The organism is Sinisalibacter lacisalsi (assembly GCF_014640115.1).
In the GTDB taxonomy this organism is placed as follows: domain Bacteria; phylum Pseudomonadota; class Alphaproteobacteria; order Rhodobacterales; family Rhodobacteraceae; genus Sinisalibacter; species Sinisalibacter lacisalsi.
The window spans coordinates 273804-295145 of sequence record NZ_BMGI01000002.1 but is presented as its reverse complement, the minus strand read 5'-3'; the positions used below and the strand labels follow the sequence as shown (position 1 = coordinate 295145).

Annotated in this window: 24 protein-coding genes; 4 read left to right on the top strand and 20 right to left on the bottom strand. The window is 69.8% G+C overall.

Features of this window, described 5'->3' with window-relative positions:
• The 3 genes from IEW01_RS07260 to IEW01_RS07250 all read right to left on the bottom strand — a co-directional run bounded on the left by IEW01_RS07260 (window position 1) and on the right by IEW01_RS07250 (window position 3416).
• Window positions 1-918 carry a branched-chain amino acid ABC transporter permease gene (locus IEW01_RS07260; protein WP_188526954.1) on the bottom strand — a complete coding sequence of 306 codons (918 nt, stop codon included), beginning with the start codon at window positions 916-918 and terminating at the stop codon, window positions 1-3.
• A gap of 55 nt (window positions 919-973) precedes the next feature.
• The gene (locus IEW01_RS07255) at window positions 974-2107 is read right to left on the bottom strand and encodes an ABC transporter substrate-binding protein (protein WP_188526953.1); all 1134 of its coding nucleotides are present in this window, start codon (window positions 2105-2107) and stop codon (window positions 974-976) included.
• A gap of 169 nt (window positions 2108-2276) precedes the next feature.
• Complete coding sequence (locus tag IEW01_RS07250; RefSeq protein WP_188526952.1) at window positions 2277-3416, bottom strand: alpha-D-ribose 1-methylphosphonate 5-triphosphate diphosphatase; 1140 nt, start codon at window positions 3414-3416, stop codon at window positions 2277-2279.
• Between the two features lie 80 nt (window positions 3417-3496).
• On the opposite strand from IEW01_RS07250, the gene IEW01_RS07245 reads away from it, so the two are divergent.
• The gene (locus IEW01_RS07245; protein ID WP_188526951.1) at window positions 3497-4183 is read left to right on the top strand and encodes a DUF1045 domain-containing protein; all 687 of its coding nucleotides are present in this window, start codon (window positions 3497-3499) and stop codon (window positions 4181-4183) included.
• Here IEW01_RS07245 and phnN read toward each other — a convergent pair.
• The 8 genes from phnN to phnG all read right to left on the bottom strand — a co-directional run bounded on the left by phnN (window position 4165) and on the right by phnG (window position 9796).
• A complete protein-coding gene (gene phnN, locus IEW01_RS07240; RefSeq protein ID WP_188526950.1) occupies window positions 4165-4704 on the bottom strand; it encodes a phosphonate metabolism protein/1,5-bisphosphokinase (PRPP-forming) PhnN in 540 nt (179 codons plus the stop codon). The two genes, IEW01_RS07245 and phnN, sit on opposite strands and share 19 nt — an antisense overlap.
• Window positions 4701-5384 carry a phosphonate C-P lyase system protein PhnL gene (phnL, locus tag IEW01_RS07235; protein WP_188526949.1) on the bottom strand — a complete coding sequence of 228 codons (684 nt, stop codon included), beginning with the start codon at window positions 5382-5384 and terminating at the stop codon, window positions 4701-4703. The genes phnN and phnL overlap by 4 nt, the downstream gene beginning before the upstream one ends.
• 2 nt (window positions 5385-5386) lie before the next feature.
• Window positions 5387-6157 carry a phosphonate C-P lyase system protein PhnK gene (gene phnK / locus IEW01_RS07230; protein ID WP_188526948.1) on the bottom strand — a complete coding sequence of 257 codons (771 nt, stop codon included), beginning with the start codon at window positions 6155-6157 and terminating at the stop codon, window positions 5387-5389.
• Between the two features lie 70 nt (window positions 6158-6227).
• Window positions 6228-7088 carry an alpha-D-ribose 1-methylphosphonate 5-phosphate C-P-lyase PhnJ gene (locus tag IEW01_RS07225; RefSeq protein WP_188526947.1) on the bottom strand — a complete coding sequence of 287 codons (861 nt, stop codon included), beginning with the start codon at window positions 7086-7088 and terminating at the stop codon, window positions 6228-6230.
• Window positions 7085-7687 carry an HAD family hydrolase gene (locus IEW01_RS07220; protein ID WP_188526946.1) on the bottom strand — a complete coding sequence of 201 codons (603 nt, stop codon included), beginning with the start codon at window positions 7685-7687 and terminating at the stop codon, window positions 7085-7087. The genes IEW01_RS07225 and IEW01_RS07220 overlap by 4 nt, the downstream gene beginning before the upstream one ends.
• Window positions 7684-8772, bottom strand: coding sequence for a carbon-phosphorus lyase complex subunit (locus IEW01_RS07215; RefSeq protein WP_188526945.1), 1089 nt, complete (start codon window positions 8770-8772; stop codon window positions 7684-7686). The genes IEW01_RS07220 and IEW01_RS07215 overlap by 4 nt, the downstream gene beginning before the upstream one ends.
• Window positions 8772-9341 carry a phosphonate C-P lyase system protein PhnH gene (gene phnH, locus IEW01_RS07210; protein ID WP_188526944.1) on the bottom strand — a complete coding sequence of 190 codons (570 nt, stop codon included), beginning with the start codon at window positions 9339-9341 and terminating at the stop codon, window positions 8772-8774. The genes IEW01_RS07215 and phnH overlap by 1 nt, the downstream gene beginning before the upstream one ends.
• Window positions 9341-9796, bottom strand: a complete 456-nt coding sequence (gene phnG / locus IEW01_RS07205) for a phosphonate C-P lyase system protein PhnG (RefSeq protein ID WP_188526943.1) — start codon at window positions 9794-9796, stop codon at window positions 9341-9343. Before phnG ends, phnH begins: the two co-directional genes overlap by 1 nt.
• Window positions 9797-9890: 94 nt before the next feature.
• On the opposite strand from phnG, the gene phnF reads away from it, so the two are divergent.
• Together phnF and IEW01_RS07195 are read left to right on the top strand one after the other, a co-directional pair.
• Window positions 9891-10601: a phosphonate metabolism transcriptional regulator PhnF gene (gene phnF / locus IEW01_RS07200; RefSeq protein WP_188526942.1), complete on the top strand. Its 711-nt coding sequence runs from the start codon at window positions 9891-9893 to the stop codon at window positions 10599-10601.
• A 67-nt stretch (window positions 10602-10668) separates the two neighbouring features.
• On the top strand, window positions 10669-11847 hold the full coding sequence (locus IEW01_RS07195) for an alpha-D-ribose 1-methylphosphonate 5-triphosphate diphosphatase (RefSeq protein WP_188526941.1): 1179 nt from the start codon (window positions 10669-10671) through the stop codon (window positions 11845-11847).
• Here IEW01_RS07195 and IEW01_RS07190 read toward each other — a convergent pair whose 3' ends face one another.
• From IEW01_RS07190 to phnC, 8 genes are all read right to left on the bottom strand, one after another.
• On the bottom strand, window positions 11848-12459 hold the full coding sequence (locus IEW01_RS07190) for an LbetaH domain-containing protein (protein ID WP_188526940.1): 612 nt from the start codon (window positions 12457-12459) through the stop codon (window positions 11848-11850). It abuts the gene before it with no gap.
• Between the two features lie 16 nt (window positions 12460-12475).
• Window positions 12476-13174 carry a glycosyltransferase family 2 protein gene (locus tag IEW01_RS07185; protein ID WP_188526939.1) on the bottom strand — a complete coding sequence of 233 codons (699 nt, stop codon included), beginning with the start codon at window positions 13172-13174 and terminating at the stop codon, window positions 12476-12478.
• Entirely contained in the window at window positions 13171-13743 is a 573-nt protein-coding gene (locus IEW01_RS07180; RefSeq protein WP_188527395.1) for a DedA family protein, read from the bottom strand. Before IEW01_RS07180 ends, IEW01_RS07185 begins: the two co-directional genes overlap by 4 nt.
• A gap of 8 nt (window positions 13744-13751) precedes the next feature.
• Complete coding sequence (locus IEW01_RS07175; RefSeq protein WP_188526938.1) at window positions 13752-14393, bottom strand: SDR family NAD(P)-dependent oxidoreductase; 642 nt, start codon at window positions 14391-14393, stop codon at window positions 13752-13754.
• Window positions 14390-15730: a phosphonate ABC transporter, permease protein PhnE gene (phnE, locus tag IEW01_RS07170; RefSeq protein ID WP_438810816.1), complete on the bottom strand. Its 1341-nt coding sequence runs from the start codon at window positions 15728-15730 to the stop codon at window positions 14390-14392. Before phnE (IEW01_RS07170) ends, IEW01_RS07175 begins: the two co-directional genes overlap by 4 nt.
• Before the next feature lie 3 nt (window positions 15731-15733).
• A complete protein-coding gene (phnE, locus tag IEW01_RS07165; RefSeq protein ID WP_188526937.1) occupies window positions 15734-16606 on the bottom strand; it encodes a phosphonate ABC transporter, permease protein PhnE in 873 nt (290 codons plus the stop codon).
• Between the two features lie 81 nt (window positions 16607-16687).
• Window positions 16688-17605 (bottom strand): phosphonate ABC transporter substrate-binding protein, encoded by a 918-nt coding sequence (phnD, locus tag IEW01_RS07160; protein WP_188526936.1) that lies wholly within the window; start codon window positions 17603-17605, stop codon window positions 16688-16690.
• Window positions 17606-17661: 56 nt separating this feature from the next.
• A complete protein-coding gene (phnC, locus tag IEW01_RS07155; protein ID WP_188526935.1) occupies window positions 17662-18486 on the bottom strand; it encodes a phosphonate ABC transporter ATP-binding protein in 825 nt (274 codons plus the stop codon).
• Between the two features lie 199 nt (window positions 18487-18685).
• On the opposite strand from phnC, the gene IEW01_RS07150 reads away from it, so the two are divergent.
• Window positions 18686-18907, top strand: coding sequence for a hypothetical protein (locus IEW01_RS07150; RefSeq protein ID WP_188526934.1), 222 nt, complete (start codon window positions 18686-18688; stop codon window positions 18905-18907).
• Between the two features lie 51 nt (window positions 18908-18958).
• Here the strand turns inward: IEW01_RS07150 and IEW01_RS07145 are convergent, their stop codons facing one another.
• Window positions 18959-21337 (bottom strand): YbcC family protein, encoded by a 2379-nt coding sequence (locus tag IEW01_RS07145; RefSeq protein WP_188526933.1) that lies wholly within the window; start codon window positions 21335-21337, stop codon window positions 18959-18961.
• Window positions 21338-21342: the final 5 nt, after the last annotated feature.

Genomic DNA, 21342 nt, shown 5'->3' with positions numbered 1-21342 from the left:
TCAGGCCCTCCCGAACAGCCCGCGCGGGCGCAGGATCAGCACGGCGGCCATCAGGATGTAGATCGCCATCGAGGCGAGAGACGCCCCCGCCGACATCGCCGCGGCGGGCTCCATCACCAGCCCGAACAGCACCGGCAGCAGCGCCCGCCCCAGCGTGTCGGTCAGCCCGACGAGGATCGCCCCGACCAGCGCGCCGCGGATCGAGCCGATACCGCCGATCACGATCACCACGAAGGCGAGGATCAACACTGGCTCGCCCATGCCCACCTGCACCGACTGGATCGCGCCGATCAGCGCGCCGGCAAGGCCCGCGAGCGCCGCCCCGAGGGCGAACACCAGCGTGTAGAGCTTCGAGATATCCACCCCGAGCGCCGCGATCATCTCGCGGTCTTCCTCGCCGGCGCGGATCTGGATGCCGAGCCGGGTGCGCGAGATCAGCAGGAACAGCGCCGCCGCCACCGCGAGGCCGATGCCGATCAGTGCCAGCCGGTAGCGCGGGTAGTCGATGCCGAAGGGCAGCGCCACCGGCCCCGACAGCGCCGGCGGAATGTCGAGATACAGCGGGAAGGAGCCGAATAGCCAGCGCGTGCCCTCGGAGAAGATCAGGATCAGCGCGAAGGTGGCGAGCACCTGGTCGAGGTGGTCGCGCCCGTAGAGGCGGCGGATCACCGTCAGTTCCACCAGCGCGCCGGCCAGTGCCGCCGCCCCGAGGCTTGCCGCCAGCGCCAGCAGGAAAGAACCCGTCGCCCCCGCGACCGTCGCCGCGGCGAAGGCGCCGACCATGTAGAGCGAGCCGTGGGCGAGGTTGATCAGCCCCATCACGCCGAAGATCAGCGTGAGGCCCGCGGCCATCAGAAAGAGCATCACGCCGAACTGGAGCCCGTTCAGCACCTGTTCGACGAGGAGAACGAAGGTCATGCCGCCCCTGCCTCAGGTCGGGCGGGCCACCCGGAGGGGCGCCCGCCCGATGGGTTCACATCCCGCACTCGGCCGCGTAGGCGTCGGCGTGGTTTTCGATGGCGACGCCGATCGTCCGGTTGGTGTAGATGTCACCCTCCTTGATCACCTCGCGCACGTAGATGTTCTGGATCGGGTGGTTGTTCGGCCCGAAGGCGAAATCACCCCGCGTGGAGGCGAAATCGGCCGCCTTGAGCGCGGCGCGGAAGCCTTCCACGTCCGACACGTCGGCCTTTTCCAGCGCGCTGATCATCAGGTTGGCGGTGTCGAAGCCCTGGGAGGCATAGAGCGAGGGCAGACGGCCGTATTCGGCCGCGAAGCTCTCGACGAAAGCGGCGTTGGTCGGGTTGTCGAGATCCTTCGCCCACTGGCTGGTGTTGACCACGCCGAGGGCGGCATCGCCGACCGCCTGCAGGATGCCCTGGTCGAAGCTGAAGGCCGGTCCGATCAGCGGGATATCGACGCCCGAGTCGGCATATTGCTTCAGGAACGAAATCCCCATCCCGCCGGGCAGGAAGAAGAACACGCTGTCGGCGCCCGAGGCGCGGATCTGGGCGATCTCGGCGGCGTAGTCGGTCTGGCCGAGCTTGGTGTAGAGCTCGCCCGAAAGTTCGCCCTCGTAGAACCGCTTGTAGCCGGTGAGCGCGTCCTGCCCCGCCGGGTAGTTCGGCGCGAGGATGAAGGAATTCGTGTAACCGGCTGAATTCGCGTAAGCCCCCGCCGCTTCGTGCAGGTTGTCGTTCTGCCAGGCGACGTTGAAATAATTCGGGTGGCAGCCCTTGCCCGCCAGCGCCGAGGGGCCGGCGTTGGGCGAGAGGTAGAACTTGCCCTGCGCCACCGCGCCCGGCACCACCGCCATCGCGAGGTTCGACCAGATGATGCCGGTGAGCACGTCGACATCCTCGGCCTGGATCATCCGGTCGGCGATCTGCACCGCCACGTCGGGCTTTTGCTGGTCGTCCTCGATGATCATCTCGATATCGTCGCGGCCCGATTGCTTGAGCGCGAGCAGGAAACCGTCGCGCACGTCAAGCCCGAGCCCGGCGCCACCGCCCGAAAGCGTGGTGATCATCCCCACCTTGACCTCGGCTTGCGCCGTGCCGGCCAGCGCCGCGAGCGCGGCGGCCGCGATCAGCGATTTCATCTTCATCCCTTGTCCTCCTGTTGGCTGCGCCGGCCCCGGCTTCGTCGCGGGTTTGGCGTTCGATCGGGCTTATAGGGCACGATCGCGCCCCTCCTGTCCAGCCACCGGGGCGCAGGCACGCGCCTTTCGCGCCCGAAAGCGCGCGGCAATCGGGGCGGAACCCCTGCCCCTTGCCCTAGCCGACCTGCCGGCCGTGACACCAGACGCCGCGCACAACCGGGGTGTCCTGCACGCGGGCCACGCGCACGAGATCGCCGTGCAGCCCCGGCGCGATGCGGCCGCGATCGTCGAGCCCCGCGGCCCGGGCGGGGTTGGCGGTGACGGTAGCGATGGCGCGCGGGGTATCCTCCCACAGATCGGCGAGACCGAAGGCGGCGGTCATCAGCGCCGAGGGCACGTAATCCGACGAGAGGATGTCGAGCAGCCCCGCCTCGGCCAGATCCTTCGCGGCGACGTTGCCGGAATGCGACCCGCCCCGGATCAGGTTCGGCGCGCCCATCATCACCGCGATGCCGTGGTCCTGGCAGGCCGCCGCCGCCTCGTCGGTGGTGGGAAACTCGGCCAGCCGGATGCCGTGGGCGGCGCTCACAGCCACCTGCTCGCGGGTGGTGTCGTCATGGCTTGCCAGCACCGCGCCGTAGCGCCGCGCGGCCGCCACCGCCTCGGCCTCGTGCCGGTCGCCATGGGTTTCGCGCAGCGCCTTGAGTTCTTCCACGTGCGCGTCGAACTCGGGATCGCTCAGGCCAAGCTTGCCCTGCACGTAATGCCTGAGCTTGGAGACATCGCGAAACTGGCGCTGGCCGGGGGTGTGGTCCATCAGGCTGACGATCCCCACCCGGTCCTCGACGCCGAATTCGTCCAGCTCGTCCAGCAGCGTCTCGGAACAGACCTCGGCGCGCAGGTGCAGATAATGGTTGATCCGCAGCGCGCCGGCCTCGCGCAGCGCCCAAAGCTCGCTGGCGAGGTTGCGCGCGTATTTCACGAAACCGGCCTTGCCCTGCGGGATCGAGCCCACGCGCATCGCGTCGAACACCGTGGTGATGCCGACGCTGGCCAGCTCGCCGTCATGGGCGAGGATCGCGGCCGCATGCGGCCAGTCGACCTTGGGGCGCGGCTGGATGTGGCGTTCGAGGTTGTCGGTGTGCAGCTCGACGAGGCCGGGGATCAGCATGTCGCCGTCGAGGTCGATCGCGCCGGGGGCGCGCGTGCCGCCCGGTTCGATCGCCGCGATGCGCCCGTCGCGCAGCACCAGGCTGCCCGCGATCACCTCGTCGTCCAGCACGATCCGCGCGTTGCTCAGGATCATCTCGCTCATCTCTCTCTCCGCTGTTCGCCGCGCTTGACTGCCACTGCGGTGTCACCGAATTGTGACGAAACGCGGTTAGGCGGGGGCGCATGGAAAAATATTCTCGTTTCGCTGTCTACTACGCACCCGAGGCCGGGCCGCTGGCCGATTTCGCGGCCGAATGGCTGGGGTGGGATGCCGCGCGCGGCCGTCACGCCGGGCCGGTCACCCTGCCCGGCCTGCCGATGGCCGCCGCCGAGATCACCGCGACGCCGCGCAAATACGGCTTTCACGGAACCATCAAGCCGCCGTTCCGGCTTGCCACCGACCGCAGCGCGCTGGAAGGCGATCTCGCCGTGCTCTGCGCGCATCTCGCCCCGGTCACGCTCGACGGGCTCGCCCTGCGCCCGCTCGGCGGCTTTCTCGCGCTGGTGCCCGAGGGCGACACCACGCCGCTGGCCGCCCTCGCCGCCGAGGTCGTCAAGGGCCTCGACCGGCACCGCCTGCCGCCCACCGCCGCCGAGCTTGACCGACGCCGCGCGGCCGCACAGCTCACCCCGCGGCAGGAGGCCAACCTCGCCGCATGGGGCTATCCTTACGTGATGGAGGATTTCCGCTTTCATCTCACCCTCAGCGGACGACTCGCCGCGGCCGACCTCGACCAGACCGCGCGCGCGCTCGCGCCGGTGCTCGCGCCAATCCTGCCACGGCCGTTCCGGGTGGCCGATCTGTGCCTGTTCGGCGAGGATGAGGGCGGGATGTTCCATCTTCTGAACCGCTACGCGCTGGCCGGCTGAAGCAGCGCCACAAGCGCCTCCGCCGCCGTCTCCAGCGCGCCGGAATTGTCGATCTCCGCCACGTCGAGCCCGGCGGGCAAGGCCAGCCGCGCCCGCTCGAGCCGGGCCGCGATCTCGCCCGGGGTTTCGCGCCCCCGGCCGGCGAGCCGTGCCGCCAGAACCTCCGGCCGGGCGGTGACGTGGACCACCCGCAGCGCCGGAAACACCGCCGCCGCCTGCCCCAGCATGGCGCGCGAGCCGTTGAACAGCACCGTCTCGCCGCGCGTCAGCCGCAGTTCCACTTCGGCGGGGATGCCGTAGTGCAGCCCGTGCGCTTCCCAGTCGAGCGCGAAGGCCCCGTCCGCGCGCAGGCGTTGGAAGGCGTTGCGGCTGACCGCGTGGAAATCCTCGCCGCCGGCGTCGGGATCGCGGGTGATCACCCGGCGCACCAGGTGCAGCTCCGGCAAGCGCTCCGCCGCGGCGCGCATCAGGCTGTCCTTGCCCACGCCCGAGGGGCCGACGATGGCGAAGATACGGCTCATGCCGCCGCCTTCGGGGTGAAGGCGGAGACGTCGATCTCGCGGTCGGCCACCCGGGCGCGCGCCGCCTCGTCGTGGAAGATCCCGACGATCGCCGCGCCGCGCGCCTTGGCCTCCTCGATCAGCGCCAGCACGGTCTCGCGGTTGCCCGCGTCGAGCGAGGCGGTGGGCTCGTCGAGCAGCATCGCCGGGTAGTCGTGGGCGAAGCCGCGGGCGATGTTCACCCGCTGTTGCTCGCCGCCGGAAAAGGTGGTGGGCGACAGGCCCCACAGCGTTTCGGGAATGTTGAGCCGGGCCAGAAGCCCGCCGGCGCGCGCCAGCGCGGCCTCGCGCGGCGTGCCCACCGCGAGCAGCGGCTCGGCGACCACCTCGATCGTCGGCACCCGTGGCACCACCCGCAGGAACTGGCTGACATAGCCCAGGGTGGCGCGGCGCAGCGCGAGAATCTCGCGCGGCTCGGCGCGCGCCACGTCGACCGCGCCGACGAGGATCCTCCCCGATGCGGCGAGGTAATTGCCGTAGATCATCCGCATCAGCGTTGACTTGCCGGCGCCGGAATTGCCGGTGAGCGCGACGCATTCACCCGGCGCCACCGCGAGGCTGGCGCCGCGCATGACCTCGATCGTCGCGCTGCCCTGGTTGTGCAGGGTGAAGGACTTGGAGACGTTTTCGACGCGGATCATGGTCACACCTGCAGGACGGAGGAAACGAGAAGCTGGGTATAGGGATGCTGGGGGTCGTCGAGCACCTGGTCGGTCAGCCCGGCCTCGACCACGCGGCCCGATTTCATCACCATAAGGCGGTCGGCGAGCAGGCGCACCACGGCGAGATCGTGGGTGACGATGAGCACCGAAAGCCCCATTTCGCGCACCAGCCCGCGCAGCATGTCGAGAAGGCGCGCCTGCACGCTCACGTCGAGCCCGCCGGTGGGCTCGTCCATGAACACCAGCCGCGGTCCGGTCACCAGGTTGCGCGCGATCTGCAGCCGCTGCTGCATCCCGCCGGAAAAGGCGCGCGGGCGGTCGTCGATCCGCCCGGCCTCGATCTCGACCCGGTCGAGCCAGTCGAGCGCGGTGCCGCGGATCTCGCCGTAATGCCGCGCACCCACCGCCATCAGCCGTTCACCGACGTTGCCACCGGCGCTCACCCCCATGCGCAGCCCGTCGCGCGGGTTCTGGTGCACGAAGGCCCAGTCGGTGCGCGCGAGCATCCGCCGCTCGGACTCCGACATCGCCAGGGTGTCCTTCAACCCCTCGGCGCGGGTGTCGAACAGAACCTCGCCGCGATCGGCCGGCAGGTGCCCGGCGAGCACGTTCAGCAGCGTCGACTTGCCAGAGCCGGATTCGCCGACGATGCCCATCACCTCGCCGGGGTAGAGATCGAAGCCCACGCCCTCGCAGCCCACCCGGGGGCCGTAGAATTTCGCGATATCGCGCACCGAAAGCAGCGGGGTCATGCCGAGGCCTCCGGGCGGCCAGGGATTTTCGAAAATCCTTGGCAAATTTCTTCGAAGAAATCTGGCTGGGTCATTCCGCGGCCTCCGGGCTGAGGCGCCCGCGGTGGCCCTCGGCCTGCCGCGTGGCGCAGAAATCGGTGTCGGAACAGACGAACATCCGCCCGCCCGCATCATCGACGATCACCTCGTCGAGATAGCTGTGGTCCGCGCCGCACAGGTCGCAGGCGTGATCGGCCTTAGAGGCCACGAAGGGGTGATCCTCGAAATCGAGGCTGACCACCCTGGTATGCGGCGGGATCGCGTAGATCCGCTGCTCGCGGCCCGCGCCGAACAATTGGATCGCGGCGCTTTCGAGCTTGGGGTTGTCGAATTTCGGGATCGGCGAAGGGTCCATCACGTAACGCCCTTCCACCTTCACCGGGTAGGCATAGGAGGTGGCGATCGCGCCGTGGCGGGCGATGTCTTCGTAGAGCTTGACGTGCATCAGCCCGTATTCCTCCAGCGCGTGCATCCGCCGCGTCTCGGTCTCGCGCGGCTCCAGAAAGCGCAAGGGCTCCGGGATCGGCACCTGGTAGACGAGGATCTGGTCCTCCCCCAGCGGCTCTTCGGGGATCCGGTGGCGGGTCTGGATCACCGTCGCGGCGCGGGTGCGCTCGGTGGTTTCCACCCCCGCCGTGGTCTCGAAGAACTTGCGGATCGACACCGCGTTGGTGGTGTCGTCGGCGCCCTGGTCGATCACCTTGAGGCGGTCCTCCGGCGTCAGGCAGGCGGCGGTGACCTGCACGCCGCCGGTGCCCCAGCCATAGGGCATCGGCATTTCGCGGCTGGCGAAAGGCACCTGGTAGCCGGGAATGGCGATGCCCTTGAGCAGCGCGCGGCGGATCATCCGCTTGGTCTGCTCGTCGAGGTAGGCGAAGTTGTAGGCGCTCACAGCAGGCCCCTTTCGGTCAGGTCCGCCGCCAGCGCGGGCGGATCGGTGAACTGCACCGCGTCCATGCCGAAGGCGCGCGCGGCGGCGACGTTGCGGGGCGAATCGTCGATGAACAGGCAGGTGCCGGGCTGCACCCCGGCACGGCTGCAGAGCAGCGCGAAGATGCCCGGATCGGGCTTCGCGATGCCCTCCTGGCCCGAAACCACCGTCACCCCGAAGGCCGTGCCCAGGCGCGGGTGCATTTTCAGACCTTCCGGCCAGGTCTCGGCCGACCAGTTGGTGACCGCGTGCAGCGGCACGCCGCGCCCGCGCAGGTCTTCGAGCAGTGCCCAGGTGCCCTCGATCGCCGTCTCGACGCTGCGGGCGAAATGCCCGACGTAGGCCGCGAGGGCGCGCCGGTCGCCTTCATCGTCTAGCCCGGCGGTGAGATCGGTGAAACGCGCGCCCGCGTCGGCCTTGGCGTTGAGGTCATGAAAGCCGATCCGCGCGAGCAGCGCCTCGGCCTCGGCGCGGCCGCCCAGAAGCGGCTCGAACGCCCGCGCCGGGTCCCAGTCGACGAGTACGCCGCCGATGTCGAACACCACCACCGAAGGTTTCATTCCGCCGCCTCCCGTTCCTGCGACGCCCGGGCCTCGGCCCGCAGCCGGCGCACCAGTTCCAGCTCCGACTGGAAATCGACGTAATGCGGCAGCTTGATATGCTCCAGAAACCCGGTCGCCTGGATGTTGTCGGCGTGGGAGAGCACGAATTCCTCGTCCTGCGCCGGGGCGCCGAGGTTGTCCTCGCCCAGCTCCTGCCACCTCAGCGCCCGGTCGACCAGCGCCATCGAGATCGCCTTGCGCTCCGACTGGCCGAAGACGAGGCCATAGCCACGGGTGAATTGCGCCGGTTCGGTCTTCGAGCCGGTGAACTGGTTGACGGTTTCGCACTCGGTGAGCACCACCTCGCCGATCTCCACCGCGAAGCCAAGCTCGGGGATATCCACCTCCACCGCCACCGTGCCGATGCGCAGCTCGCCGACGAAGGGATGGTTCTTGGCGTAACCGCGCTGGGTGGAATAGGCCATGCCCAGCACGAAGCCCTCGTCGCCGCGGGTGAGCGCCTGCAGCCGCAGGGCGCGGCCGGCGGGGTATTCCATCGGCGCGCGGGTCATGTCGGGCGGGGTTTCGTCATCTTCCGGCTCGGGCTGGATCAGCCCGTCGAGGTTCAGGTAATCGGTGACGCGCGGCATCTCGCCGGCCTGCGCCTGCGCCTCGGCGGCGCGCGGCGGCTCGCCCTCGGCGGCGAGCGCGAAGTCGATCAGCCGGTGGGTGTAGTCGAAGGTCGGCCCCAGCACCTGCCCGCCGGGCACGTCCTTGAAGGTGGCGCTGATCCGCCGGTCGCAGACCATCGCGCCGGTGTTCACCGGGCGCGAGGTGCCGAAGCGCGGCAGCGTGGTGCGATAGGCGCGGATCAGGAAGATCGCCTCGATCATGTCGCCGCGCGCCTGCTTGATCGCCAGCGCGGCCAGGTCGGGATCGTAGAGCGAGCCCTCCGCCATCACCCGGTTCACCGCCAGCGCCAGTTGCTCGCGGATCTGCGGCACCGAAAGCTCGGCGACGCCCCGATCGCCGCGGCGTTCCTCGGCGAGCCAGGCATGGGCATTGTCGATGGCGCGTTCGCCCCCCTTGACGGCAACATACATCAGGCGTCCTCCACCACGGTGCTGCGCGGCAGGGCGGCGAGCGCCGTGCCGGCGGTGAAAAAGAAATCCCACCCGAGCGGGAAGCCCGCGCGGTTGGCGCGGAACGCCGCCACTTCGGGGAGGTTCAGCCGCGCCTCGGTCTCGATCCCGGGGCCGGTCAGGCGTTTGCCCTCGGGCGCGAGCCGCGGCACCTCGACGATCAGCGTGGTCGAGCGGTCGGGGTAATCGGACGTGCCGCGGGCGAAGGTATCGAGCGGCGCGAGCGCCTCCCAGGTGCCGAGCGCGAAGGCCGCCCCGGCGCGGTCGGTGAGTGGCGCGCCGATGTGGAAGGCGATCCACTCGCGCAAAGCCGGGCTGTCGTGGCTCGGGGCGAGATACAGCGGGGTTTCGCCATCGCAGAGGGTCAGCAAAAGGGTGGCGGCGGCCTCCGAGACCGGCGCGGGCGCCGCCGCCCCGCCGATGGTTTCGATCCGGCCGGGGCGCGCCAGCGCCGACAGCGCTGCGCGGAAGGCCCGCGCCGCCTCGACCGGGGCATCGGCGAATCCGCCGGTAAGTGCCTCGTCACGCATCAGTCTTCCCCCCGCACCATGGTGAAGAAATCCACCCGCGTTGCCGCCGCCTTGCCCGCGCGCGCAGCTTTCGCGGCCTCGGCCTCGGCTTCGAGCGGCGTCAGCACGGCGGCCTCGACGGCGCCCGCCCGCGGCGTCTGCATCAACGCGTCGACCAGCGCGGCGCGGGTGGCGTGGTCCTTGTCGCGCCCGCGCACATAGGCATGGCCCACCTCGCCGCTGTCGAGCCGGAGCGCGCAGCGCGTCACCGTCGTCTCGCCGAGGTTGAACCGCCCGCCGGTGCCGCCCATGCGGCCCTGCATCATCACGCCGCCGACCTCGGGGGCACGCAGCCAAGTGAAGCCGGGCGTCGGCCCCAGCGCCTCGACCAGCGCCGAAAGCCGCGCCGGCGGGGCCTTGGCCAGCAGGCCCATCCACCGCTTGCGCGCGGCGTGGTCTTGTATCGTCGGAGACATCAGACACCTTGCCATCGTTTCTATACAACTATACAAATGTTACCGGATGCTGGGACACCCCGGCAAGCCCATGCGTGTGAATTTTTGGTGACATATGCCCCGCACCCCGGTCTGGACCGCCATCGCCACGACGCTCGCCGCCGAGATCGGCGCGGGCCATTACCGGGCGGGCGACAAGCTGCCCACCGAGGCCGCCCTCGCCGCCCGCTTCGGGGTGAACCGCCACACCGTGCGCCGCGCGCTCGCCGACATGGCCGAGCGCGGGCTGGTGCGGTCGCGCCGGGGGGCGGGCGTGTTCGTCGCTGCCGCGCCGACCGATTACCCGATCGGGCGCCGGGTGCGGTTTCACCAGAATATCCGCGCCTCCGGGCGGTTGCCGGAGAAGCGCGTGCTGCGGGTCGAAACCCGCCCCTGCGATCCGCTCGAGGCGCGCGCCCTCGGCCTCGCCCCCGGCGCGCCGGTGGTCGTCTACGAGGGGCTTTCGCTCGCCAACGGCACCGCGCTCGCGCATTTCGTCAGCACCTTCCCGGCCGGCCTCCTGCCCGGCCTCGCCGACACTCTGGCCGAGGTATCCTCGGTCACCGAAGCCCTGCGGCGCAACGGCATCGCTGATTACCTGCGCGCCGAGACCAGGGTGAGCGCCGAGCGCGCCAGCCCGACCCAGGCGCTGCACCTCGGCCTGCGCGAGGGTGACCCGCTGTTGCGCACCGAGGCGATCAACGTCACGCCCGAGGGCGTGCGGATCGAGCGGGGGCTTACGTGGTTCGCCGGCGACAGGGTCACCCTCAGCCTCGCAAACGACTGATTTCACGTCACGATCCCGATACAATCCACAGCTATAAAGGCGTGATAAGACAACCGCAGGCTTCGTCATGTCCATGCTTCCACCGCTGCGCCTCACCGGCGCGACCCTTCTTCGCGACGGCGCGCTGCACCGCGAGGCGGTAACGGTGGCCGATGGCGTCTTCTCGGATGATCGCGCGCCCGAATGCGATTTTTCCGGCTACCTGCTCCTGCCCGGGATCATCGACCTGCATGGCGACGCCTTCGAGCGCCACATCGCGCCGCGCCCCAGCGCCCCGTTCCCGATCGAAAGCGGCTTGCGCGCCACCCAGCGCGACGCCGCCGCCCATGGCGTGACCACCGCCTGGCTGGCGCAGGGCTGGAGCTGGGAGGGCGGCATGCGCAGCCCCGACTTCGCCGAGGCGCTGATGTTCGAACTCGAGAGCTTCAGCCCCGGCGCGCTGATCGACCTGCGGCTGCAGGTTCGGGCCGAAACCCACATGCCCGAAACCCGCGACCGGCTGATCGCGGCGGTGCTGCGCCACGGCATCGACTACGTGGTGTTCAACAATCACCTGCCCGAAACCCTGACCATGGCCGCGCGCGCGCCGCACAAGCTGGCCGCCTGGGCCGAGCGCGAGGGCCGGCCGCTCGAAGCCCTGCGCCAGGGGCTGGAGCGGGCGCGCGCCGCCGAGGCGCAGGTGCCGCGCAACCTGCTTCGACTGGTCGAGGCCTTCGACCGCAACGGCATCGTTTACGGCAGCCACGACGACCCCGACGGCGAAACCCGCGAACGCTTCCACATCCTCGGGGCGCATGTCGCCGAGTTTCCCGCCGCCTTCGGTGCCGCCGCCGTGGCCCGGGCGATGGGCGACGTGGTGATCATGGGCGCGCCCAACGTGGTGCGCGGCGGCTCGCAGGCCGGGCGCATCCCGGCGATCTCGCTGATCACCAAGGGCCAGTGCGACGTGCTGGTGTCGGACTACCATTACCGCAGCCTCGCCGAGGCGGCCTGGACGCTGGCCGACCTCGGGGTGCGCAGCCTGCCGCGCGCCTGGGCGATGATCTCGACGGTGCCGGCGCGGATCATGCGCCTGCACGACCGCGGCGAGATCGCCGCCGGCAAACGCGCCGACTTCGTTCTGGTCAACGCCGAGAGCCGCAGCATCGAGGCGACGATCTCGGCCGGACGGATCGCCCATCTTTCCGGCGAGGCCGCGGTGCGCCTGCTCGGCGCGCGCACCACGCTGGGGATGGCGGCGGAATAATCAGCCGAATTTTTCGAGGAAGGCCTCGATCGGCAGGCGGCGGAACTCGTCGAGCCGCTCGCGCAGCGTTTCGTGGCTCCAATCCCACCACGCCATCTCCATGAGCCGCTCCGCCACGGCTTGCGGAAAACGCGCGCGCAGCGGCTTGGCCGGGATGCCGGCGACGATGGTATAGGGTGCCACGTCGCGGGTGACGACCGCCAGCGAGGCCACCACCGCGCCGTCGCCCACCGTCACCTCCGGGCGGATCACCGCCCCGTGGCCGATCCAGGTGTCATGCCCGATCCGCGAGCGGCGCGCCTTGCGCTGGGCGAAGAACCCGGCGTCGATATCGGCATCGTCCCAGTAATCGGGCGAGCGGTAGAGGAAGTGGTGCAGCGACGCTTGCGCCATCGGGTGATCGGTCGGGCCGATCCGGGCGAAACTGGCGATATTGGCGAACTTGCCGACCTCGGCATTGGCGATATCGGCGTAACGGTCACAGTAGGAATAATCGCCGATGGTCGAGAATTGCAGCCGCGAGCCGGCGCCGATCTCGACGAAACGGCCGAAATCGGTCGCGGTGATCTCGCAGCCTTCGTGCAGGAAGGGGTCGTCTCCGAGCCTGGGCATAGGGGTCCTTTCGCTGTCAGATCCGCCGCGACCGCAGGGTGGCGATCTGGGTGAGCGCCTCCCATGGCCGGATCGTGCGGAAGATATCGCCCATCATGTTCACATCGGCGCGCAATCCGGCGCGCAGCCCCTGTTTTGCCCCCTTCAGCGGGCTGGAGACCCCGGGCCAGGGCACCACGGCGATCTGCAGGCCGTTGGCGATCCAGAGCCGGTTCATGAACACCTCCAGCCCGAAGCGCGGCAGGGCGTCGAGCCGGTCGAGATGCGCCGCGAGCAGCGCGCGCGGCAAGACCCGCTCGCCGGAGATGTAGTCCAGCCCGATCACGCGCCAGGGCCAGGGCGCGTTGCGCCGCAGGCTGATCGCCGCCCCGGCCCGCCCGCCGATCACCGGATCGGCAAGGCTGGCGAGGTGATCCGGCGCCAGCCCGGCGAGATCGGCGTCGAGCAGCAGCAGGAACTCGCCCCGCGCCGCCGCCACGCCCGCCGCAACCGCCCGGGTCTTGCCGCCGTTCACCGGCTGGCGCAGCACCCGAAGGCCGGGATGGCGCACGGCGAAGCCGTCGGCGATCAGGGCGGTGGTATCGGTGGAGCCGTCATCGACCACGATCACCTCGTCGATCAGCGCGGTGGCGAGCGCGGTTTGCAGCACCGCGCCGATCCGGGGCGCCTCGTTGTAGGCGGGGATGATGCACGACAGCCGGGGTGAATACGTCATCGCCGCGCCCCCCGCGTGATCAGCCAGGTCACCCCGGCAAGCAGCGCCACGGCGAGCACCGCCAGCGAGGCGCGCGCGATCCAGTCGTCGATCCGCGCATAGGCCGCGCCGAAGCCATAGCCGATGCCCACGAAGGCGAGGCTTTTCGGCACCGTGCCAAGCAGGTTGAACCAGAAGAAGGTAAGCAGCGGCATCCGCGCCGCCCCGGCAGCGACCAGCACCGCGAAACCGAAACTGTGGGTCAGCTTGCCCAGGAGCAGCGTCCGCCCGCCCTTCACCTCGAAATGCCCCGCGAGCCGCGCGAGGCGGTCGGCGTTGAGGCCGAGCCGGGTGCGCCAGCGCAGCGGCAGCCGCGCCAGACCACCGCGCCCGAGGGCATAGAAGGCGAAATCACCCAGCAGGTCGGCCGCGATCACCACCGCCGCGACGCTCCAGACGTCGAACAGCCCACGGCTCGCGAGCCAGGCCGCGATCACCGTCACGATCGGCCCCTCGATCAGCGCAGCCGGGGCCAGCACCGCCAGCCCATGCTTGGCAAGGAGAAGCGAAAGCGCGTCAAGCCCGATCATGGAAGCCGTCAATACTCCCGCTCCTGCCCGCGCCATGTCCAGAACCGGCCGCTGCGCGCGGGCGTGAGCGTCTCGGCGAGCGCGAGGATGCCACGGGCCACCGCCGAGGGGTCTTCCTCGGCCTCGGCCCCGCCCATGTCGGTGCGCACCCAGCCCGGATCGACGACGCCGACGGCGATGCCCTCGGCGGCAAGATCGGTGGCGAGCCCCTGCATCACCTTGTTGAGCGCAACTTTCGAGGCGCGGTAGGCGATCCGGTCGGACTTGGCGTAGCCCATCCAGGCCATCTGCGACGAGACCGACAGGATGCGCGGGCGCTGGCCCCGGCGCAGGTTGGGCAGGAAGGCCTGCGCCACCGCGAGCGGCGCAAGGGTGTTGACTTCGAGCGTCTCGCGGAACCCGCCGAAATCCATGTCGAGCGTCGATTGCCGCGCCGGGCCGATGATGCCGGCGTTGTTGATCAGCACGTCGAGCGGGCCGAGGTCGGCCGCCGCACGGGCGAGCGCGGCGTGATCAGTGACATCGAAGATCACGTCGCCGCCCTGCCCCGGCCGCGTTGCCGCCAGTGCCTCGTGGCCCGCGGCGCGCGCCGCATCCACCAGCGCCGCGCCGATGCCGCGGTTCGCCCCCGTCACCAGGAGCCGCATCATGCGCCCTTGATCAAGCGGCGGCGCAGCCAGCCCGAGATCGTATCCATCGCCATCACCATCAGCACGATCAGCACGATGTAGTAGCTGACCTCTTCCCAATCCTTCTGGGTAATCATCGCCTGCGTCAACAGAAGGCCGATGCCGCCGCCGGTGATCGCGCCGATGATGGTGGCCGAGCGGGTGTTGGATTCGAGGTAGTAGAGCACCTGGCTGAGCAGCACCGGCGTGATCTGCGGGATCACCCCGAAGCGGTAGCGGTGCAGCGTCTTGGCCCCGGTCGAGGCGACGCCCTCGATCTGCCTGTCGTCGACATTCTCCAGCGCCTCGGAAAACATCTTGCCGAAAGAGCCGGTGTCGGTGATCAGGATCGCCAGCGCGCCGGTCATCGGGCCGGGGCCGAAGGCGCGGCTGAGGATGATCGTCCAGATCAGCCCGTCGACCCCGCGCACGAAATCGAACAGCCGGCGCATGGCAAAACGCACACTCATCAGGCGGCTGAAGTTCTTCGCCGCGAGGAAGGCCATCGGCAGCGCCACCAGGGCCGCGCCCATGGTGCCGAGGAAGGCCATCAGCACGGTCTCGAAGATCGCCCAGAGCACGTCGCTGTGGCGCCACATCTTGTTGGTCCAGACATCCTGCACGATGGCGGCCAGGTTGCTCTTGCCCTCGACGACGCGGTCGCCGGAAAGCACCAGCCCGGCCAGTTCGACGGGCGTCTTGCCGTGGAACGGGCTGTCGAGGGTGAACCAGAACAGCTCCCAGCCGAAGGAGTAGCGAAACACCTCGGTGCGCGCGCGGGTCACGCTGGCGCGGCCGCCCGCGCCGGTGATGTTGACCCGCGAGGAACTGGCGCTGATCCAGTCGGGCACCGCGCCATCGGGGGTATCGAGCAGGATCTCGCGCCCCTCCATCCGCACCGTGACGGTGCCGTAGTCGGGCACGATATAGCGCAAGGTCGAGCCGTTGATCTCGGCGCTCTCGCCTGCCTTCAACTCGATCCGGACGGCATCGTCACCGCTCATCGTCACGAACTCCGGCACCATGCCTTCGGGGTAGGTGCCCTTGGCCTCGCCCTCGACGGCAAAGCTCAGCCCGCCGTTCCGGTTGTCGTGGGTGACGTGGGTCTTGTAGCTGTAGCTGTCGGCGACGAGGATCGCGGCGTTATCCATCCGCGCGCGGTCCATCAGGCCGGGGATGTCGAAAGCGAAGAACAGGTAGCCGAAATAGGCGAGGATCACCCCCGGCACCGCGAAGGCGAGGATGCGCTTGCGCGCGATCAGCCGGGTGGCGGTGTCATGCAGGCTTTCGGTCTGCGGCATGTCGGCAATGGCGGTCATGGCTCAGGCCTTTCCCACGAGCTTGTTGCGGTAGTGGCTGGAAAGCTGGTCGAAGAACACGATGGTGAGGAACAGCAGGATGAAGATCGCCGCCACCTCGTCGTATCGTCCCTGCCCCCAGCTGAAGGCGTTTTTCAGGTCGTAGCCGATCCCGCCGGAGCCGACGAAACCCAGGATTGCCGAAGCGCGGATGTTGATCTCGAAGCGCAAGAGCGCGTAGCTCAGCCAGTTCGGCGCCACCTGCGGCACCACGCCGAGCAGCATCCGCTGCGCCCAGTTCGCGCCAACCGAAGCCAGCCCCTCGACCGGCTTGAGATCGGCGTTCTCGTTGACCTCGGAGAACAGCTTGCCGAGCGCGCCGGCGGTGTGGAAGGCGATGGCGATCATCGCCGGAACCGGGCCGCCGCCGAGGATGAAGATCAGCACCAGCGCAATGACGATCTCGGGCACCGCGCGCATGATGTCCATCATCCGCCGGAACAGCCCGATCAGGCGCGGGAACCGCGCGAGCCCCCGGGTGGAGAGGAGCGACAGCACGATCGCGAGCAAACCGCCCACCAGCGTCGAGGCGGCGGCGATATTCACCGTCTCCAGCAGCGACGGGAAGAACTTCACCATCAGCGCGGGCAGGTTCGCGGCCTTGGCGCTGGCCTCGGCCAGCACCTCACCGGGAAACTGGAAGATGTTGAGGATACCGTCCCAGAAACCGCCCGCGTTGCGGCTGTCGGCCAGCATGAAGCCCGACGTCATCAGCGCAATGAACACCACCAGCATGATGCCGCCATACATCCGCTTTGTGCGCGTCATCGCCATGTAGGCGTCGCGGATCTCGGCCGTGCCCTCGGGCGAACCCTGGTTCAGCGTGGTGTCCGCCATGGCGATACCCCTTGTATTCCGGCGTCTTCATGAAGCGGCCCGGCCCCCGCGCGGGGACCGGGCCTCGGTCTTTGGTTGCGATCAGTTATCCTGCACCGCGAGGCGCGCGCCGATGATCGATTCATAGGCGTCGTGGTTGATCGGCATCATGCCGAGCGCATCGCCGGCCATGAAGTTGTAGGCGCAGTCGGCGTCCATGTAAGGCAGCGAGGCCATGAGCGCGGTCATGTCGACCTTGACGCGCTCGGGCAGCGCCTTGCGCAGAACGATCGGGCCTTCCGGGATCGGCTTCGACTTCCAGATCTCGACCAGCTCGTTCATGTCGACGATGCCGGCGTCGGAGGCCTTGCGCAGCGCGCCGGAGTTGTAGCCCTCTTCCCATTCGCCGAGGCCGTCGGCCCAGGTCACGCCGCCGTCGATGTCGCCGTTGAACACCGCGACAATGGTCTGCTCGTGACCGCCGGTGAACTTCACTTCGCCGAAGTAGTCACCCGAGTCCATCGAGCCACCGGTGATCTCGGGGATCTCGATCGAGGGGATCAGGAAGCCCGAAGTGGAGTTCGGGTCGCCGAAGCCGAAAACCTTGCCCTGCATGTCTTCGAGCGAGGTGATGCCGCTGTCGGCGCGGGCGAAGCCGATCGAGTGATAGCCGTAGGAGCCGTCGACGTTGACCTTCACGAGCACCGGCTCGACGGCCTCGGGATCGGTCAGGAAGGTCTTGGCATAGGCCGAGGCGCCGAGCCAGGCCATGTCGATGGTGCCGCCGAGCAGGCCCTGGATCACGCCGTCGTAATCGGCCGGGGTGAACAGCCTGGTGGGCACACCGAGCAGCTCCTCGGTGTGGGCGCGGAAGCACTCGTTCGAGGTCATCCGGTCCTGGGCGTTTTCGCCGCCGAGGATGCCGATGCGGAATTCGGTGATGCCGCCGCCGTGGTTGTCGGCGAGAACCGGGGTGGCGAGGGCGGTGGTGGCCAGGATGGCCGCAAGGGTGGTTTTCATCGTTTCTCTCTCTTCGGTGGTTGGGCCCGGCGCGGGGTGGCGGCGGGGATGGAAACTCAGACGATCGCCTCCGCCTCGTGCAAGGCGCGGGCGGCGGGGGTTTCGATGGCGTCGATGCTGGTGCTGGTCGCGGCTTCGGAAAAATCCGCGCCGGCGCCGTAGATGTCGCGCGCGGCGCCGGTGGTGAGCTGGTCGGGCGTGCCGTCGAACACGATCCGCCCGTCGCGCATCCCGATCACCCGGTCGCAGTAGCGCCGGGCGGTGTCGAGCGTGTGCAGGTTGGCGATCACCATGCGCCCGTCTTCCTCATGGATCCGCCGCAGCGCCTCCATGACGGTCTGGGCGTTCATCGGGTCGAGCGAGGCGATCGGCTCGTCGGCGAGGATGATCTTCGGGTCCTGCATCAGGGCGCGGGCGATCGCCACGCGCTGCTGCTGGCCGCCCGAGAGGGCCTCGGCCCGCTTCGGTCCGTGTCCGGCGATGCCGAGCCGTTCGAGGATGTCGATCGCCCGGTGAATGTCGTCGCGCGGGAACAGGTTGAACATCGTCGCCAGCGTCGAGCGGCGGCCGAGGGTGCCGTGCAGCACGTTCGACACCACGTCCATGCGCGGCACGAGGTTGAACTGCTGGAAGATCATCGCGCAGTCCGATTGCCAGTCGCGACGGGACCGCCCGGTCAGCCCGAGCACGTCGCGGCCCTCGAAGGCGAGCCGCCCCGAGGTGGCATCGGTGAGCCGGTTCATCATCCGCAGGAAGGTGGATTTGCCAGCGCCGGAACGGCCGATGACGCCGATCATCATCGGTTTTTCCACGGTGAACGACACCGCGTCCACGGCGATGTTCGCCCCGAACGTCTTGGTCAGGTCTTCAACGACAAGCATAAGGCCCCCTCGGTTCTGTCGCCGCGACAAGACCCCGTGAGGATCACCCTTTCGTGACGTTTCGCGAAAAGTTTTATGACATGAGCTCCCCTCGGCGCCGCCAGATGCGCCGCCTGGGGGTGCGACAGGATTTCGTTTGCCCGCCGCTGGCTGCAGCGTTAACGATTGATCGACTGCTGGAGTTGAGGGGGATTTGGCGATGGCCAAACTTGACAGCCAAGGCATGCTGTTCGCCGAGATCGACGAGAACGGCGAACTGGCCTGCGTCTGGATCAGATCCGCAGGCGCGCGATACCCACGCCCGATTCGCGCCCGCGATATCGCCGGCCGCGCCCGTGATCTGGACCATTACACGATCGTCGGCAGCTCGCGCGCCAGCATCGCCGCCTGGATGAAGCGCCGGACGCAAACGCTCGGCTGACCGCGCGGCCGAGGCCCCGCCAGACGCCCGCGTCGGGCGCGGGGCGCACGATCACCCCGCCGGTTGCGCGCCGCGCTCCGCCTGCCAGGTCAACCCCGGACGATAGCGCGCGGCGACGCGGCCCTCCTCCAGCGCGAAGAGATGAAGCCAGCCATTGTCGAACAGCGCGCGCACCGCGTCGTGGCGCGCCAGCACCCCGGCGATCGCGTCGCGGGGCGCCGCGATCATCACCGACAGGCGCAGGGGCTCGTGAACCAGGCTCTCGCCATCGTGCAGCGCCTGCCACGGCAGACCGGGCCGCAGGATGCCGCCGTTGCCCTGCACCACGCCGATGCCGCCGACGACGTTGTGGATCAGCTTGTTGCCGCCGCCGAACGCCTCGGGCGCCACCGCCGAGCCGTAGTATTGCAGGCTGATCCAGCTCGCCACCACCACCGGCGCGGTCAGGATCTGCTCCAGCGTGGCGAAATCGGCATCCTCGGCCCAGTCGTAGCAGTGCAGGAACGCCCTGCCCCCCAGGTCGACCCCGGCAGTGACCGCGCGCGGCGCCGCGACAAAGGCGGCACAGCCCGCCAGCCCCCATTCCGGCCTGAGTTCGGCCCAGTTCGTGGCGCGCGCCGCGATGCTCCCGGGCGTCGCCCCCGGCAGAGCAAGCGCGCGCTCGGCCCGGGCCTGTTCACCGGCGCGGGCGAGCCAGCCGCGCACCCGGGCAAGGTCGGCCGCGTGTTCGGGCGCGGGATCGTCGGCGAACAGTGCCACCGCATCGGTCGTGGTGTCGTGCAGCCCGGCGACGAAGCGCGTGTCGGCCGGCAGGTCGATCCCCTCGGCGGGCAATCCCGCGCGGGTTTCGGGATCGTTGAGCAAGTTGGCGAGCAGGCGGGCCGAAACCTCGCCGGTATGCCCGCCGCAGGCGCCGCAATGATAGGCGCTGGCATGCGGGTTGTTCACCAGCTGGGCGCCGTGCCCGATCAGCAGGACAAGCCGGGCATGGCCCCGGGTCAGGCTCATCGCCTTGAGCGCGGCGGCGGCGGTGGCGGCTTTCTCGGCCGGGCTCAGCCCGGTCTCGAACCGGGGTGCGGGGCCGGTCGCCAGCCCCTTGCCGCCGCGCCCGAGCGCGTCTTTCACCAGTTTCCAGGCATAGGTCGGCCCCGCTGCCTCGACGAAGGCGAAGGACGACACCGCCGCCTGCCGGAACCGGCCCCAGGCGCGGGCGGCGCGCGCGGCGATCCGCGCCCCCTGCTCGGCTTCCGCTGCGGCGTGGCTGCAGGTGGCAAGGCCCGGCGTCAGCAGCGCCGGCAGGTGCGCCTCGGCGATATCGGAGCCATGCGCGCGATGCGAAACAGGCAGGCCGAAGAACCCGGCGAAGCCGAGCGTGCGCACGCCCGCATCCTGCGCCTCCAGCGCGCGGCGGAACACCTCCGAGCGCACGTCGATGCAGAACGCCGCCTGCACGGCGGGGCGATCGTTCGTCCCCCCCGCGCCGGGCAGCGCCGCCGCCAGCCGCCGTTGCCCGGCCCTCTCGGCGGCATCCTGCAGGATCGCGTCGAGCGCCTCGTCGGGTCCGGGCGCGACCGGTTCGGCATGCGCGGCGCACACGTCGGCCCAGGCCTCGGCAACGTCCGGGCAGTGCTCCAGCAGTGCCTCCTCCCAGATCAGCCGGATCGCGATCAGGTCGGTGATCGTGGTGTCGGACCGGCCCGCAAGCTCGGCCTGCCAGAGCAGCCAGCGCGCGTGCTGCGCCCATCCGCCGAGATCCATCAACAGCCGGTGAAAGGCGGTTTCGGCCGCCGCGTCGGTGATGCCGAGACCCTCCGCCGCGCGCAGGATCGTCCGTTCTGCGGTGTCGGGGGCCGCCGCCACATGCGCGCAGAACCCGGTGAGCCCCGCGATCTCGGGCGCAAGATCATGCGTCGCCCATTCCCGCCAGGCGGCGAAGGCCGAGCGCCCCGGCGCCGGCGTCCAGAGCGCCTGGCCGCGGTCAAAATGCCCCGCCGCCCAAAGCCCGAAGGCGCGCGCGAGGATCGCCGGCCAGTCGATCCCGGTCGCCTCGGCGGCGAGATCGGCGATGCTCGGCAAGGCCCGTGGCGCCGGCCGTTCGCGGGCCAGCTTCGCCTTCAGCAGCGCCAGGTCCACCGGCTTGAGGGGCGACGTGCTGGCGATCAGCGCGGCGGCGAGATCATCGTCGGTGATGCGGCCCGCCGCCACCTCGGCGGCGTAGTCCGACCGCGGCCGGGTGAGACGCACCCCGGCCACGCGGGCAAGCCGGGCCGAGGCGGTGGCGAGATCCACCCCCGATTGGCCAAGGAACGGGTTGACCGCCACCGTTGCATCCAGCGGGAAGGCCGGCGGGATCGCCCGCGCCGCGGCCTCGGCGGCCACCAGCAGGCTCGACACCCGGGCGGGCGCGATCGTCTTGTGCTTGAGGAACATGGCAG